The organism is Collinsella aerofaciens (assembly GCF_015670745.1).
Lineage (GTDB): Bacteria > Actinomycetota > Coriobacteriia > Coriobacteriales > Coriobacteriaceae > Collinsella > Collinsella aerofaciens_T.
Window position 1 is genome coordinate 1 of record NZ_JADPCH010000027.1, and the last position, 15,676, is coordinate 15,676.

A 15,676-nucleotide genomic window follows, 5' to 3' on the forward strand; every position below is an offset into this window, starting at 1 on the left:
AACCGTATTCCAGATTCTAGGACGCCGGGCCGACTCGCTTCGGATGGGGCTCTACACCAACTTTCTCGACACTACCGATCACGTAGTCGAGTCCGACATACCATTCGAACCAATATGGGTCGCCTGCGCCAGGCTGGCAGTATTCCGACGACAATTCTCATCCTTTCATTCATACCCCCATTGAACGCAAATAGCGACATCAGAGGTTTAAAGATTACATTGCAATGCAATCTCAGAAGAGTAGGGATTATTCATATCGTTGGACTCATACCCTGGTCTCTTCGATGGCACGCAATTATGCGTTGAAATTTGTCAGTTCAAACCCATCAGAGCACGCGCCTCGAATAGATTAATATCGATCGTTTTAAAAATCGAAGCCGAAAGTAAAAAGCGGGCGAGTATCGGCGTTAGCCGATACTCGCCCGCTCTCGATGCAGTTAACCTAGCGAATGACTAAAGCAGCCCAACTTGGGAAAGTCCCCTCTCCCCTAGTCCCGCTTAAACAGATCCCTGGTATACACCTTGTCCGCCACGTCCGCGAGCTCATCGCTCCAGCGGTTGGCGACGATCACGTCGCAGCCGGCTTTGAACGCCTCCAGGTCGTGGGTCACCTCGGAGCCGAAGAACTCCGGCGCGTCCAGCGTGGGCTCGTAGACCACCATGGGCACGCCCTTGGCCTTCACGCGCTTCATGACGCCCTGGATGGAGCTCGCGCGGAAGTTGTCCGAGTTGGACTTCATCGTCAGGCGGTAGACGCCCACGACCGGCTTCGGCTTGCCCTCGTAGACGCGATCCCACACCATCTGCAGCACCTCGTCGGCGACGAAGTCCTTGCGGGTGCGGTTGGCCTCGACGATGGCCTCGATCAGGTTCTGCGGCACGTCCTTGTAGTTGGCCAGCAGCTGCTTGGTGTCCTTGGGCAGGCAGTAGCCGCCGTAGCCGAAGCTGGGGTTGTTGTAGTGCGACCCGATGCGCGGCTCCAGGCACACGCCGTCGATGACGTCGCGGGTGTTGAGGCCGCGGACCTCGCAGTAGGTGTCGAGCTCGTTGAAGTAGGCGACGCGCAGCGCCAGGTAGGTGTTGGCGAAGAGCTTGACGGCCTCGGCCTCGGTGGTGCCCAGCACGAGCTCGGGGATGCCCACGGTGCCGTCGGCGTTCACGCGCTCCAACTCGGCAGGATCGGCACCCTGAGCGAGCAGGCCGGCGAACTTCTCGGCGGCTACAACGGCCTCGGCGTCATCCTTCGGCGCGCCGACCACGATACGAGAGGGATGCAGGTTGTCGTAGAGAGCCTTGCTCTCGCGCAGGAACTCGGGACTGAAGAAGATCTTGCTGTCGCCCAGCCTCTCGCGAAGGCCCGAGGTGTAGCCGACGGGGATGGTCGACTTGATGACGATCCAGGCGTCCGGGTTCACCGAGCGCACGGCGGCGATGGCGGCCTCGACGGAGCTCGTGTCGAAGAAGTTCCTGTCCGAGTCATAGTTGGTGGGCGTGGCGATGACGGCGTAGTCGGCGCCGGTGTAGGCCTCGGCCACGTCGACGGTGGCGTGCAGGTCGAGCTGGCGCTCCCCCGCCTTGGCCTCCGCCAGGAAGCGCTCGATCTCGTCGTCCTGGATGGGCGACTGGTAGTTGTTGATCTTCTCGACCTTTTCGGGCACGATATCCAGCGCGTGAACCTCGTTGTGCTGCGAGAGCAGGACGGCGAGGGACAGTCCGACGTAGCCGGTACCGGCGACAGCGATCTTCATGTCATTCTCCAATTGTCAAAGAACAATAATTCGCATGAAAAATGGCCCCTGTTACAGGGCCATGATTTCCTAAATGTTGTAGTAGCGCTTATACCACTTGGCAAAGGCCCTCAGGCCGTCCTCAAGCGGCGTCGCGGGCTTGTAGCCCAGGTCGCGCTGGAGCGCCGTGGTGTCGGCGTAGGTGACGGGCACGTCGCCGGGCTGCATCGGCACGAGTTGCTTGTGGGCCTCGAAGTCGTAGTCCGCAGGCAGCACGCCCTCCTCCACCAGCACGCGTTGCAGCGTGTCGACGAAGTCGAGCAGGTTCTCGGGATGAGAGTTGCCGATGTTGTAGACGCGGTGCGCGGCGAGGGGCAGCCCGTCCTCGCCCATCTTCACCTCGGGCGCGGCGTCCATTACACGTTTCACGCCCTCTACGATGTCGTCGACGTAGGTGAAGTCGCGGCGGCAGTCGCCCATGTTGAAGATCTTGATGGTGTCCCCGCGGCGCAGCTTCTCGGTGAAGCCGAAGTAGGCCATGTCGGGCCTGCCCATGGGGCCGTACACCGTAAAGAAGCGCAGGCCGGTGGCCGGGATGGAGTAGAGCTTGGAGTAAGCCGCGGCCATGAGCTCATTAGACTTCTTGGTGGCGGCGTAGAGCGACACCGGCGAGTCGACGCGGTCCTCCTCCGAGAACGGCACCTTCTTGTTGCCGCCGTAGACCGAGCTGGAGCTGGCGTAGACCAGGTGCTTGACCGGGTGGTGGCGGCAGGCCTCGAGCACGTTGAAGAAGCCGACGAGGTTGCTCTCCAGGTAGGCGCGCGGGTTCTCGATGGAGTAGCGGACGCCCGCCTGGGCGGCGAGGTTCACAACGACGTCGAAGCCGTTCTGTGCGAACAGGCGCTCGATGAGGTTGGCATCGCACAAATCGCCGCGCACGAAGGTGAAGCAGCCGTTGATATCGGCCTCGGCAAGCATGCGAAGGCGCGCGTCCTTGATGCCAGGATCATAATAGCTGTTGAGATTGTCGAGGCCGACGATGGCATCATCGATCTCTTCGAGCAGCTTCTTGACGAGAAATGCACCGATGAAGCCCGCGGCCCCGGTGACGAGCACTTTTCTAGTTGTCATATAATCTCTTTCGTTAGGTAGGTTAGAGTTCTAAATTTGCACCTTGCGGTTAATATATCCACCCGTTGCGCCAACTCGAGGAATCACGCGACAAGGATTGCCTAGCACAATCGAGTGGCTAGGAACGTCGCAGTTCACGTACGCCCCAGGGGCAATAAGGACATCGTTTCCCACCGAGATTCTGCCGACCAAGGTCGCATTGACGCCTATCCAGACGCAATCCCCAATTACCGGAGCACCCTCACGCTTCCCTCGGTTCTCTTGGCCAATAGTCACGCCCTTATGCAGGTTGCAATTCGAGCCGATGATGGCAGCCGGGTTCACCGTGATATTGTATGCGTGGCCCAGATAAAGGCCCGGTCCGATATCAGTTGAGCGGGATATCTCGAGTCCATACCTTTCGCGCATATGATGCAACATCAACCTCCAGATAGGATTGGAGGAGCGCTGGGTCTTTCGGAGCACCCATAGAAATCTGAGGGCGTGGTCAGTCATAAGTGAAGTGTCTTCTCCATAACGCTGCCAATCGGGGCACCCCCCCCGTTTTTGTTTACCAAACATAAGTTACATAGCCAATCTATTAGAGAAATCTCGAATAAAGCGAATTAAGTTGTTTGCGAGTCGACGGGAAAATCTCGCAGCACAGTGCGTAAACAATCACACACATGATTATCCCAGGGATGGTCGGGAGACAGCTGCTATCAAGAACCCAGCCAGAGGTGAACATCACGACGGAGCAAGCAAAAATCGGAAGCAAGCGAGCAATCATTTTGCCAACAGGGAATTTAATAAAGGCTTTGAGGATGAAGACGTCGATTCCGATGGCTACCAGACGTAAAAGTGAGCTATAGAGCGCAAACTCATTAAAGTCGAGGGATGCGGCATAGTAAGTTACTGGAACCATGACTAGGAGATAGGAGACCTGCGAGGCAAAGGATAGCTTTGGTCTGCCCTTAGCTCTGAAGACCTCGCTTGCATAATAGCCGATCGGTATCACTACGGCACTGCTTAAGGCCCATAGACCAAACATCAAAGAGCCCTCAGACCACTGCGGTCCAAGCACGAGGCTAGTCACGAAGTCACGGTAAAGAAAAATCCCGAAACCCAGAGGAACGACGAACAAGGCGACCTTTTCCTGCATGTGGAAAAAGGCGAGCTGAAACGATTCATCGTCACTCTGCCTTCGAGATAGTTCAGCAAATAGCACGGGAGTTGTCGCACTCGTGATGATGCCCATGCCGGTATTAACCATTGAGATTGATGTCTTGTAAAGACCAAGGTAGTACGGAGTTAACAGGGAGCCTACGATGAAAGTTCCCATCCAAGACGTAAGCCAAATGGAAAACTGCTCGAGAAGCGTCCATGAACTGAATGACAGCATCTCCTTCAATTCGGCAAATGAGTAAAAAAGGGAAGGCTTCCAATCCGACTTAAGGGTCAAGACTAGAGAATTCACTAAGTTGCCGATAATAGTGCCGATCACAAGCGACCAGAAGTCGAAACCGAGAAGCGCTAAGGGTACAGTAACAAACATAGGGACGAGGGCCACTGCGACCCTGACGACAAATAACTCCTTAAAGGAGAAGGCCCTGTGAAACAGCGCAAGCTGGATGCTGCTCAAGGCGGTAAGGGGAAGAGAAGCACAAGCGACGATGAGGACAATTCCAAGGCCATCGTTGCCCACAAGGGCGGCAAGAGGCTCGTTGAATAAAGCTACGAGAGACCAGAGTGCTAAGGAGACGAACAAGTTCGTCACAAAGGCGACGTTAGCACTTCGGAAGAGATGGGACTTGTCCCTGAACTCGTGCTGGATGAGGTACTTCTGAAAACCCGCATCCGAAAGCATGTCCGCGAAGCTCGTTACCATGGTAACGGTAGCCACAACACCGAAAGCCTCTGGCGCAAGAATATGCGCAAGGGCGATCTGGGTAAGCGGTGATATTAGCTTAACGACCACCTCGGTCACAAGGGACCATTTGGTAGCCGAAGAAGCCTTTTGAGTTAATTCGTCAGTCATCTTCCTTCAATCATTTTTTCCCAAAAGCTAAGTCAAGATCAATAAAGGAACCAAGAAGAGAGTCGTCCGCATCATCTATAGCGCCGAACCCGCCATCGTTGAAAAGCGTAAGCTCGCCGAAGATGAGTCTATCCCCCGCTAAATACCAATCAGCGCGCATTTCTGGGAACCCTTCGGTAAGAACTGAGCTGTAATTGAGCATCTCGTTGAGTCTCGAAGGAGCAGGGATCTTATAATTGGACTTGGGTATGTCGCCCCATTCGAGATCAGGCAGGGAATCCCAACTTGGAGTGAAATAGTCGCACGTATGGTTGGAAAAACGCCCGCGATGAACTTCGATGAGCTTTGGTACGCCATTAAAACAGCTGACCTTATAGTCTGCCGGAGAGTTATCACGTTTCACAATGCCATGGACCCACAATATCGTTGTTTCATTTTGGAAGCACCCCCCCCCCGATACTATCGGGGAGTTGTATCCAGGAGCCGAGCTTTTCATCCCACAAGGAAGGGTCGAACTCCTCAAAACCACCGCCTGGGAAGAATGTCAGTTCTCCGAAGTAATACTGACCGGCAACCTCATAAAAGTCGGCCCGAACGAACGGAATCTCCTTTGATAGCAGCTCAGCGTCAGAAACCATTTGTTTCAAGCTCGCAGGTGCTTTCGGAGGAATGTCCGCGTTGGGATAATGCCTGGTAAACGGCAGATGGTTCCATTCGGGGTCGAAGAAATCAACGCGCAAGTCGCCCTCGGATCGATCGGTGCAAGTGAACTCGCAGCAGGCCTTTCCATCAAAACACATAATCTTGTAATCAGTCAGATCGCTTTTGCCCTCAGCAGGATCAAGATACTCCTCGGCGAAAACACATGGTTTGACATCCTTATATGGCCACTCTCGGGTACGCCAGAAGTAATTGGTCTTAAGGTGCTTCGCCAATTTCTTCTTCGCAGCATCGAGATCAAAGGTGCTTCGGTCGCTGCAGATGGCAACGCCTCCGCAATCGTGATTTGTCTTGAGTACGAACCGGTCAGGAAGATCCGTGATATCGATATCCTCAACTTCCTCCCACATCGCGTAGGTCTTGGTGACATGCTCCACGCCGATACGCTCCGCGACCCAAGGTTTCACTCGATACTTATCCACTAGAGTGTTATAAAGGGGGTTCTTATCATGCAATTTAAGCCACTGAAGCTTTTCATTGAATGTCTTTGGATTTTTAAGATCGAGCTTTTCACCAACCGTCCCCCTAAACATTGCCTTTAGATGGGGCTCATCGGGGACCCAATTGGTGAGCCCATATCCAGCAGCGAAAACGTATGCTATCCAAGGGTTATTAATAAACTTTGAAAGCTTGTTCACTTGAAACTCCTGAATTACAGTGGATGACTAAATTAAAGTTGACATACTGTTGGCAAATAAAGCGATGGAGATAGGTACTACGAAATAAAAACTCAGCACTCGTCCATGTCTGCCAAAACAATGCATCATCAAATAAGGAATAAGAATGGCTAAGAAAATAGAATAATAAGAGAGAACACGTCCCATGATGACCATTGAATATGATGCAGCCTGGAGACACAGCGCTAGACTCAGCGCAAAAATAGAGACCTTCACCATTTGAGGACTTTTTTCGAAATCATTCGTATCCCGAAGCGCGTAAAGAACAACAACCGCCACAAATAAGAGAATGACGAGCATGCTAAAGCTTCCGCCTTCAACATCATATTTAGAACCAACAAAATGAGCATACTGCGGAAAAATCTTTACAGCCACCATTGCCAAAGCGCGCCCAAGAGCAAGGAAGAGAAAGGAGACAGGAATCGCAATCTTAAGTAAGTGCATTACATCTATTTTTTTGTAAAACCAGAGAAGAGCGAAGCATATCGATGATGAATGGAAGGCCATGGCAAGAACTATGGTGAGAACAAATGGAATTGGTTTATTAGAGTCGATCCAACGAGTTGAAAATAAACAAATCGAAAGAGCAATCATCTGGCGGTAAACACCTAGGCTATATGCAAAGAGGCTTAAAGCGCAGTAGATGAGAAAGCTGACATAGGGAGATTCGCTATAGCGTATAAAAAAATCAAATACCAGTGGATAAATCAAAATACCGATAATAAAAAAGAATGCATGGTCAGATAAAAAGAAATGAGCGCAAATTTTCGTAAGCAGGAAGTAAAGCGGTTCATAATCGTATGGCCATACGAGCTTAGCGGTAAACACCTCACCCCACGAGATGCCCGCATAGTAATGTAAGGATCCGAGGTAATTTGGATTATCCGCTCCGACTGTAATATCGCGGACAGCCACAAAACAGATAAGGGCGACGCAAAGGCAGGCGGCGTAAGGCGTCCAGTTAACATCCTTTAGCCCATCGCTCTTTCGGATATCTCCGCCCTCGCAAACGCCCCTATAGATAAGGGCAACGATTCCAGCAATGATGATAAAGGTTAAATATGGAATCATTTACTGTAACTCCCGAGCGTTATCGTCGGCTCCATAGACCAGGGTAACGAATCGCTTGACTTCTTCATTGATGTCATAACCGGCATCTGCCATCTGATTTCGTTTATCAACTCTTGCTGCTTCGCCAGCACACAACACCGAATTAACCCAAAGATCAGTATCAGTAAAGGGCAGGAACGCAACATCGCCTGTGACATTTACTTCTCTCGTTACCGTGTCAGAAACGACGCAATGAAGGCCTGCGGCCTGAGCTTCAATTACGACATTTGGCATGCCCTCATATAATGATGGCAGAACGAAAACATCGAATGCAGACAATAAAGCCGGGATATCAGAGCGCAGGCCAGTAAAAATGATATTAGAAAGTACTCCCAAAACTTTTGCTTTCTCACGAATATTGTGCTCAAGCTCTCCCATGCCCACCAACACGAGACGGGCGTCAGATCTTTGTTTTAGTAATTCAGCAAATACTTTAAGAAGGAATTCATGGTTCTTCTGAGCAGTAAAGCGCCCAACATGTCCAACAACAAGAGAATTGTCGTTTAAACCGAGTTCATTGCGAATTGACCTACGCATTTCAAGAGAAAACTGATATTGATTAAGATCAAGAGCATTGTGAAGATAACGAACTTCACCCCGCCTAATTGCTTTAGGACCAAAAGCATATTCGGCAGCAAGGTCAGAAGGTGCAATCTTTACATCTGCAATTGAAGTCAAAGGGCGGCGAATAGCTTTCTGAATAAACTGACCAATAACACCCTTGCCGTCACTGGCGTTACTTGAACGCATAAAAAGTCGAGATGCACCCGCTTTCTTGGCAACCCAGAGATCTATTGCTGAAAGTGCATCCGATCCAATACGAAGCACGTTGGGGCATCCATCATCACGAACTGCAAGTGTGAGCTCGCGTCGGTAGGCAGAAAAATCTTTCGTTTTACGAGTGATTCTAAAAACTCTGCCTCCAAGGCGTTCGATTTCGTCTTCGTAATAGCCTCGCTTATCGCCGGAAACAACAAAGTCCATCTGATAACGCGTTCGATCTAGCTGTCGATACATCTTCATTAAGAATGTTTCAGCACCACCTGTGTCCATATTCGACACAATGCAGAGCAGTCGCTGAGGTTTATTGTTTGTGCACATCGAAATTGCTTTCAACAAGAAGCTTGAATGTCCTCAAGCCCGTTTCGTACGAGTAGTCGTGCCCCTTGTGAAGGCAAGATTTTTTCATTTCAAGCAGCTGCTTGGGCAGCCTGGGATTAAGTAGGATATCCAGCAACGCCTCACGATTGCAGAATTCATACGTCAAGCCCGTTTCGCCTTCTTGGACCATCTCGGCATAACTTGGCCATTGCGACGCAATTACGGGGATACCGGCACAGTAAGCATCGACCACGGTGCCTGGGACGCCTTCGCCCGGGCACCTCGTTGGAAAGGTCAGGGCAAGGTACCCGTTGAGGACCGAAGTGCTCTCGCCCGCGGGCGCCACGCCCTTGTAGGCGACCTCGGAGACGTCGCAGTCTGCCATGAGCGCGTGGAAGTGCTCCTTGTACTCGGCTAGGACGTTTCCGTAAATGTCGAGCCTGAAGGCGCGACGACCAAGCTGGCTGTTCGCCTTGCGCACAGCCCACACGATGTCGTCAATGCCTTTGTCCTCGTAGATGCGGGAGAAGACCGCTAAAGGCCATGGCTCACCGGATGGCTTCTCAAGTTCGGAGGATTCGAGAAGTGGCAGGCGCTTGTAGTTATATGCGACGAGCACGTTTTCGAAGCCTTGATCGGTGAGCAGAGCCTTAACTCGTTGGGACTCAACCAGTATCGCATCGAACGATTTGAGCTTCTTCGTGAGCAAAGACTGTCCGGCTATAAATTCGGCGAGCCACCCGCCGATAACTGAATACACGACTTTACAGCCATGTCGCTTCCGCAAGTTAATGAGCAAAGGCGCAAAGACTTTCAGTCCGTTATGGGCCGGAAGCATAATGAGGACATCAGAGAACTTCGCGAGTTCGGTACACTCACGAATAAGTGCAATCGGGTGCTTCTGCCACCCACGCGTGTCGACAGATCTGACATTCTCATTCCCGCAGACATCGCGCAACAACTCACGGACAGTTCGAGTCTTCACGACCTGACCATCCGCCATGTCGAGCCCCTCAGCAAAGTGCCCGATAATGCCGACCGTCTTTATCTGTTTAGTAATTTCCATCTATAGAAAGCCTTGCCTCGCATGTTCAGTCACAGTTGCTGACGTACTTCATCTTCTTGTACGCACCAAAAACCAGATTTATGAATGTCCTCCAGCAAGCGAGCGGAGCCGACATACCCTCGCCCTCGTGCCAGAGAACGTAGAGATGAGCGACCTGGCCCCTGAGTCCAACTCCGTGCGAGACAGAAGACGTTCTCACCCGATATCGCCCGAGCACCTCAGGCAACAGCATGCAGTCAGCTTTCTTGGCCGCCTTCAGCCACATGGCATAGTCGTTGTGCTTTTTCAGGTCGGCTATCTGCACCATGCCGACCTCATGCGCATCGTACATTACGGTCAAACACCCTGGCCAGCAATAACGGCGCATGCCTGAGTGTGTAATAAGCGCAGGCCCCGAGAAGCGACGCCCTTGGGACTCTCCGCCCTCGTCCATCGTCTCATACTCCGTGTACGAAAAACTGCAGCCGCTTTTGCGCATGAACGCGAGCTGCCCCTCCAGCTTGTCCGGCGCCCAAAGGTCATCGCTGTCCAGAAAGGCGATCCAGTCGCCCTTTGCCTCTCGAAGCGCGCGGTTACGCGAGCATGCCGCGCCCGAGTTGCGCTCGTTTGAGAAAACGTGGACGCGCGAGTCATCCATGGCTATCGCCTCAGCGACAGCGACGGTGCCGTCCGTCGAGCAATCGTCAACGATCAGCAGCTCCCAGTCGCCGTATGTCTGCGACTGTACGCTCTTTATGCTTTCCGCAATAAAGTCTTCAGAGTTGTAGGATGGCATTACGACGGATACAAGGCCGAACTCCTGAGCGTTTTCCCTCACTGAATCACGACCGTTTCGTTCAATAGTTTCTTCGCCTGCTCTTGCAGGTCGTAGTACTCTTCGCACGTCACGCGGCCCTCGGCAAGCAAATAGTCGCCGTAGTCGGCGGAAGTGGCCATGCCGTCCTCGGTAATGCCTTCATGTTTCAAGAAGGCTTTGGCGAGGGTCTTAAAGAAAATGGCGGCATCACCCGCGAATGTAATGTGCTCGATATAGTCCAGGTCGTAGGCAAGCTTGTCATCCCAGGCAATGGCGTTACGCCCGTTCACCTGGGCCAACCCAGAAAGACCCGGCCGCACAAAATGGCGCTTGCGCTGTTCGTGCGTCATGAACACCATATCGCGCACCAGCTGCGGACGCGGACCGATAATAGCCATCTCGCCTCGCACGATGTTGAGCACCTCTGGCAGCTCATCCAAGCTCGTCGCACGCAAAGCCTTGCCAAACCTTGTCAAGCGCACCTCGTCGGGCAAAAGATTCCCCTTTTCGTCGCGCTCGTCTGTCATAGTACGAAACTTATACAGCTTGAATATCTTTTCATCCTTGCCCGGGCGAGGCTGTTTGAACAGCACAGGGCCGCCCAATTTCACACGCACCAGAATTGCCACGATTGCCAGTACCCACCAGAAGAGAATAAGCAGGACAAGAGACAGGCACAGGTCAATGACCCGTTTACCATAACGTTGGTAGAAAGTTTCGTTACCCGACCTACTCAAAACAACGCCTAATCACTTCGATGATCACGTCCTGTTGTTCGGGCGTCATCTTGTTGTCGGAGGGCAGACAGAGACCACGATGGAAGATATCGGCGCCCACATCCAAAGGCAAGCCATCTGTACCCGTTGCACCGCCGGAAATATACGCGTTGGTCTTAGCTCGACCATTGCCCTCGCGCGTTACGAAAGCATTCATGCGATAAATAGGCTGCATGTGCATAGGCTTCCAGATTGGACGACCCTCGGCGTTAAAGGCAGCAATAGCCTCAAGAATCTCGGTAGGACAGCTCTTGCCAGGCTCGCTTACGTAAAGTGCCTCACTCTCGCCTCGAACCTGTTTGCACATTGCGTCAGGGTCTATTAGTAGGCAAGAAAGCCAGAAGTTCGGCTCACAAACGTTAGGGTCATAGGGGTTCATGCTCACCGGCAGACCCTTAAAGCCCTCTTTGTAACGCATGTAAATAGCCTTCTTTTGGGCAATATGCTCCTCCAGATACGGAATCTGGCCACGCACGACACCGGCAATTACATTGCTCATGCGATAGTTATAACCAAGCTCCTCATGCTGGTACCAGGGAGCGGCTTCACGCGACTGGGTCGACCATTTGCGCGTTTTATCGGCTGCCTCTTTGCTATCAGTTAAAAGCATGCCACCAGCGGAACCGGTAATGATCTTATTGCCGTTAAAGCTAATGGCGCTGATGTCACCAAACGTACCAGTCTGACGACCCTTATACGTGGCGCCAAGTGACTCAGCAGCATCCTCAACAAGGACAGCCCCGTGCGCATCGCAAATTGAACGAAGCTCTTCGACTTTGCCAGGCGTTCCGTAAAGATGCGCCGCCACAACGACCTTTGCAGTCGGATGCAGTTCGAAAGCCTTTTCAAGAGCGACGGGATCCATATTCCAAGTGTCTCGCTCAGTATCGATAAATACAGGGACACCGCCCTCGTAAACAACTGGGTTCACCGTTGCGTCGAACGTCATATCGCTGCAAAGGACCTCATCACCGGGCTTAATTCCAGCGAGCTTCATGGCAAGATGCAAGGCAGAAGTACCGCAAGAAAGGGCAACGGCATAGCCGCAACCAATCTTTTCGGCCATTTGGCGTTCGATTTCGTTGATATTCTCGCCTACCGTCGACATCCAGTTGGTCTCATATGCCTCGGTAATGTATTTGAGCTCATCGCCGTGCATGGTAGGCGAGCTTAGCCAAACCTTGTTCTCAAAGGGCTTAATGTCCATCGTGACTCCTTATCCCTAATCGTTAAACTGCGGATGATATGTAGGTACAACCTCAGCGAGCACGGACTTAACCGTGTCGTTATCCTTGTCGAGGCAGACATGAAGCTTCTCAAGCTTGTCTTTAATCTCTTCCATCTTGTCGGCCTCGGCTGTGGAGATGCGAATCTCGGAATGCTTGGTAGGCAGGAGCTGCTCATTGTCCATAAGGAGCTCCTCGTACATCTTTTCGCCAGGACGCAGGCCGACTTCTTTGATCTGGATATCTTTGCCAGGCTTAAGACCGCTCAGCGTAATAAGGTTGATGGCAAGGTCATAGATCTTGACCGGCTCACCCATGTCCAGAACAAAGATCTCGCCGCCATGAGCAAGTGCGCCAGCAGTAATGACCAACTTACTAGCCTCGGGGATGGTCATGAAGTAACGCGTGATGTCCTTGTGCGTAATGGTGATAGGGCCACCCTCACGAAGCTGGCGCTTAAACAACGGAATAACCGATCCATGACTACCCAGAACATTGCCAAAGCGAACAGCCGTAAAGATGGTCTTACTGTTTGCCGCGTAATACTGAACGATCATCTCGTCCATACGCTTGGTGGCACCCATTACGTTAGTGGGATTAACCGCCTTATCGGTAGAAATCTGCACATAATGGCTGCACTGATACTTGTCGGCAAGACGCACGACGTTGAGCGTGCCAAAAACGTTATTCTCGATTGCCTCGCGAGCGTTGTGTTCCATAAGAGGAACGTGCTTGTGGGCTGCAGCGTGGAAAACAACTTGAGGATGGTACTTCTCAAAGACCTTGGTAATCGCTGGGAGATGCGTAATGGAGCCGATATAGACTTGAATATCAGTGCCTTGATCATGAGCGGTCTTGATGATGTCGTGATATAGCTCGTAGGTAGTGTTCTCGTAAATGTCGAACAACACGATTTGCGCAGGTTTTGCCGGAAGCAACTGACGTACAAGCTCTGAGCCAATAGATCCGCCGCCGCCCGTGACCAAAATGCGTTTACCGGTAACATAACCCATCTGGTTAAGGTCAAGCGACTTCTCCTCGCGAGAAAGCAAGTCACTGATTTCGACCTCACGAAGGGCAACCCTGCCTATTCCATCCTGCGGAATATCGCGGACATTGGGGAGCGTGAGGACCCTAAGGCCTGTCTTCATGCATAGGTCATAGATACGCTGACGCTCTTCATGCGTGGCGCTCGGAATTGCCACGACAATCTGCTCCGCTTCACAATCGTGCGCAATAGTAGGGATATCGGCGCAAGTACCGCACACCTTAACGTCATGAATACGCTGGTTTTGTTTATTGGGGTCATCGTCAACAACGGCAACCGGATCACCGATCATATCAGGGTCTCCGTTGAGCATACGTTTGATGGAGAGAGAGCCGGTCTCCCCTGCTCCTACGATGAGCGTGCGCGGGAGATGCGCATCGGAATTGCTTTTAAATCGCCAGAGCTGGCTACCATAAATGGCGCGAATGGCAAAGCGTCCGCCACCGCAAATGATGAGCACAACGGCCCATGCCATAACATCCTCGCGGAGCGACATGCCCTTGCCGAATAACACGTTAAAGATAACGTCGCCAATGACTGAGCCTACCGTTACAGCAGCAACAATACGTCCAGCCTCAGAAATGCTCGCATAGCGCCATAAGCTGCTATACATGTGGAAGAACCAAAAGACGACAACGTTAACAAGCGCAAGCACAAGAATAGCCGGGCATGCGCCGGCTGCTCCGCTGAGCGTCGCCCAATGCTGCGTTCCCCACGATGCGACAAACACTGCAATAAAAGTTGCCGCAATGTCATATGCCATCAACGCATACGGCTCGAAGGCGCTCAGCTTCCCCTTTTGCTTTGCGCTCTTAGATTCGGTGTTCAAAACTCTTCTTCTCTTCCCTATTGATTCCGTTATCCCCGGCCCCGGGGATCCTCCCTTTTTCGTTAAGCAGTCGCCAGCAGCTAGGCGATCGCCTTTTTAAGGTTTCGCATTGCACGCTGCTCGTTCGAAAGCACGGCAAGGCCGACGCGAGTGGTTACGCGTCGGCCGCACAAATCGAGCTCCAAATAAGCAGTGCTCTTGCGTCTGTTAATGGATTTGATAAGGCCTTCGTGGCCCAGCAGCGGACCTGCCGTAACTACGACCTGGTCACCGTCTTTCAGGGCCTCGCTCATGGGCACCACACGGTCTCCCTTATGCGTAAATCCGCCAATAAGCTGGACCTCTTCTTTTGCCAGCGGCACAAACTGACCATCCTGAGATAACACCCGGGCAAAGTCGTCCATGCGCAGCAGATGCTGTTGCACGGTGCGGGGATCGGCCGTATCGCAGATAAGATAACCGGGAAAGAGTGGTTTGGTCGTATTGACCCATTCGCCCCGTACTTTAATCTCGGTTTGAAATTGGGGATAAAAGAGCTCTTGCATGGCACTCGCCGGCACCATGCGCTCGATGCGCTCGCGCATTACGTCTTCGCGACCGTTAATGACCTGGATCACATACCACACGAGCACCACCCCCTTGCTGTCTTACGTGTGGCTCACGGGGTTTGGGTATGGCTTCGCCAGGGCGCTTGTGCGCGAAGGCGCTCCATATTCAAACCCTGAGCCCAGTTAGACAAGCACGTGGCTCTGCCCCACCGTGAACGGTATGTATGAGTGCAGTTACTAGAGACGCGGACGTGTATCGCAAAAATGACCGCGACTCCAGCTGGCTGCGTGCGAACCAGTCAAGCGGGGATAAAACTGAACCGCACGCAAACAGCTGAAGGACTGCTATGGTTTGCCTTAACATCTAATTGCACTGTCTAATGCAAACTTATAAATAGCAGCAAAAGCAAGTCCAAAAATCGCGCATGGCAATCGATATTGGAGCTCGTGGTTTTTCTGGCACCGCCGTTACGGCCGGATGCTGATCGACCCTGCGCTTTTTGGCTTGCTGGAGCCGCGAGCACAGTTGAACTCATGTAACGTTAGGTATCTTAGCACAAGCTGTTAGTGAAACTGATTTGGGCTGCGTTGGACAACATATCCTTTATTTGACGTGCTTAAGGGGGTTGTTTTGGGATGTTGTTCACGTTGGCGCAGGTTAATGGGATGCTAACGGCGATTAGGCGCGTTCCTGAAGCCCATATGGAACGGCGATTTACACTGGTAATCGCGTTTGGCTAACAAACTATGTACAGACATGGGAAATAATTTGTGCAACTTTTTGTTGGCGTAGGTGAGGTTTGTGGCATGTGGTGTTTTCGCATGAAAAGACGATATGAGAAAGCCATTTGGGTCGCCTCCCCCGCGGCGCAGCTTCTTTCCGCGGGCTCGGGATGCCACAATG

The 15,676-nt window shown here is 52.3% G+C and carries 15 protein-coding genes; all 15 read right to left on the reverse strand.

Annotation, left to right across the window (positions count from 1 at the left end; translation table 11 throughout):
* Positions 1 to 488: 488 nt before the first annotated feature.
* Entirely contained in the window at positions 489 to 1,748 is a 1,260-nt protein-coding gene (locus I4W07_RS08600; RefSeq protein ID WP_196026362.1) for a nucleotide sugar dehydrogenase, read from the reverse strand.
* 69 nt (positions 1,749 to 1,817) lie between these two features.
* On the reverse strand, positions 1,818 to 2,858 hold the full coding sequence (locus tag I4W07_RS08605; protein WP_196026363.1) for an NAD-dependent epimerase/dehydratase family protein: 1,041 nt from the start codon (positions 2,856 to 2,858) through the stop codon (positions 1,818 to 1,820).
* 30 nt (positions 2,859 to 2,888) lie between these two features.
* Positions 2,889 to 3,419, reverse strand: a complete 531-nt coding sequence (locus tag I4W07_RS09380; protein WP_412766520.1) for a serine acetyltransferase — start codon at positions 3,417 to 3,419, stop codon at positions 2,889 to 2,891.
* Between the two features lie 19 nt (positions 3,420 to 3,438).
* Positions 3,439 to 4,875, reverse strand: a complete 1,437-nt coding sequence (locus tag I4W07_RS08615; protein WP_196026365.1) for a lipopolysaccharide biosynthesis protein — start codon at positions 4,873 to 4,875, stop codon at positions 3,439 to 3,441.
* A 10-nt stretch (positions 4,876 to 4,885) separates the two neighbouring features.
* The gene (locus tag I4W07_RS08620; protein WP_193221457.1) at positions 4,886 to 5,278 is read right to left on the reverse strand and encodes an ATP-grasp fold amidoligase family protein; all 393 of its coding nucleotides are present in this window, start codon (positions 5,276 to 5,278) and stop codon (positions 4,886 to 4,888) included.
* A 28-nt stretch (positions 5,279 to 5,306) separates the two neighbouring features.
* Positions 5,307 to 6,233 carry an ATP-grasp fold amidoligase family protein gene (locus I4W07_RS08625; RefSeq protein WP_271739782.1) on the reverse strand — a complete coding sequence of 309 codons (927 nt, stop codon included), beginning with the start codon at positions 6,231 to 6,233 and terminating at the stop codon, positions 5,307 to 5,309.
* Between the two features lie 27 nt (positions 6,234 to 6,260).
* A complete protein-coding gene (locus I4W07_RS08630) occupies positions 6,261 to 7,343 on the reverse strand; it encodes an EpsG family protein (RefSeq protein WP_196026366.1) in 1,083 nt (360 codons plus the stop codon).
* Positions 7,344 to 8,483: a glycosyltransferase family 1 protein gene (locus I4W07_RS08635; protein WP_196026367.1), complete on the reverse strand. Its 1,140-nt coding sequence runs from the start codon at positions 8,481 to 8,483 to the stop codon at positions 7,344 to 7,346.
* Positions 8,467 to 9,549, reverse strand: a complete 1,083-nt coding sequence (locus tag I4W07_RS08640) for a glycosyltransferase (RefSeq protein ID WP_196026368.1) — start codon at positions 9,547 to 9,549, stop codon at positions 8,467 to 8,469. The genes I4W07_RS08635 and I4W07_RS08640 overlap by 17 nt, the downstream gene beginning before the upstream one ends.
* 25 nt (positions 9,550 to 9,574) lie before the next feature.
* Positions 9,575 to 10,366, reverse strand: a complete 792-nt coding sequence (locus I4W07_RS08645) for a glycosyltransferase family 2 protein (protein WP_271739783.1) — start codon at positions 10,364 to 10,366, stop codon at positions 9,575 to 9,577.
* Positions 10,363 to 11,082 carry a sugar transferase gene (locus tag I4W07_RS08650; RefSeq protein WP_196026369.1) on the reverse strand — a complete coding sequence of 240 codons (720 nt, stop codon included), beginning with the start codon at positions 11,080 to 11,082 and terminating at the stop codon, positions 10,363 to 10,365. The genes I4W07_RS08645 and I4W07_RS08650 overlap by 4 nt, the downstream gene beginning before the upstream one ends.
* Positions 11,075 to 12,328 carry a DegT/DnrJ/EryC1/StrS family aminotransferase gene (locus I4W07_RS08655; protein WP_196026370.1) on the reverse strand — a complete coding sequence of 418 codons (1,254 nt, stop codon included), beginning with the start codon at positions 12,326 to 12,328 and terminating at the stop codon, positions 11,075 to 11,077. The genes I4W07_RS08650 and I4W07_RS08655 overlap by 8 nt, the downstream gene beginning before the upstream one ends.
* 15 nt (positions 12,329 to 12,343) lie before the next feature.
* Complete coding sequence (locus I4W07_RS08660) at positions 12,344 to 14,224, reverse strand: polysaccharide biosynthesis protein (RefSeq protein ID WP_230317575.1); 1,881 nt, start codon at positions 14,222 to 14,224, stop codon at positions 12,344 to 12,346.
* 80 nt (positions 14,225 to 14,304) lie between these two features.
* Positions 14,305 to 14,859, reverse strand: coding sequence for an antiterminator LoaP (gene loaP / locus I4W07_RS08665; protein WP_196026371.1), 555 nt, complete (start codon positions 14,857 to 14,859; stop codon positions 14,305 to 14,307).
* A gap of 582 nt (positions 14,860 to 15,441) precedes the next feature.
* A partial coding sequence (locus I4W07_RS09205) for a hypothetical protein (protein ID WP_230317577.1) occupies positions 15,442 to 15,676 on the reverse strand: 235 nt, incomplete at its 5' end.

Coding starts and splice junctions, on each gene's coding strand:
- I4W07_RS08600 (WP_196026362.1), bottom strand. CDS start 1,748: ATGAAGATCGCTGTCGCCGGTACCGGCTACGTCGGACTGTCCCTCGCC.
- I4W07_RS08605 (WP_196026363.1), bottom strand. CDS start 2,858: ATGACAACTAGAAAAGTGCTCGTCACCGGGGCCGCGGGCTTCATCGGT.
- I4W07_RS09380 (WP_412766520.1), bottom strand. CDS start 3,419: ATGTTTGGTAAACAAAAACGGGGGGGGTGCCCCGATTGGCAGCGTTAT.
- I4W07_RS08615 (WP_196026365.1), bottom strand. CDS start 4,875: ATGACTGACGAATTAACTCAAAAGGCTTCTTCGGCTACCAAATGGTCC.
- I4W07_RS08630 (WP_196026366.1), bottom strand. CDS start 7,343: ATGATTCCATATTTAACCTTTATCATCATTGCTGGAATCGTTGCCCTT.
- I4W07_RS08635 (WP_196026367.1), bottom strand. CDS start 8,483: ATGTGCACAAACAATAAACCTCAGCGACTGCTCTGCATTGTGTCGAAT.
- I4W07_RS08640 (WP_196026368.1), bottom strand. CDS start 9,549: ATGGAAATTACTAAACAGATAAAGACGGTCGGCATTATCGGGCACTTT.
- I4W07_RS08655 (WP_196026370.1), bottom strand. CDS start 12,328: ATGGACATTAAGCCCTTTGAGAACAAGGTTTGGCTAAGCTCGCCTACC.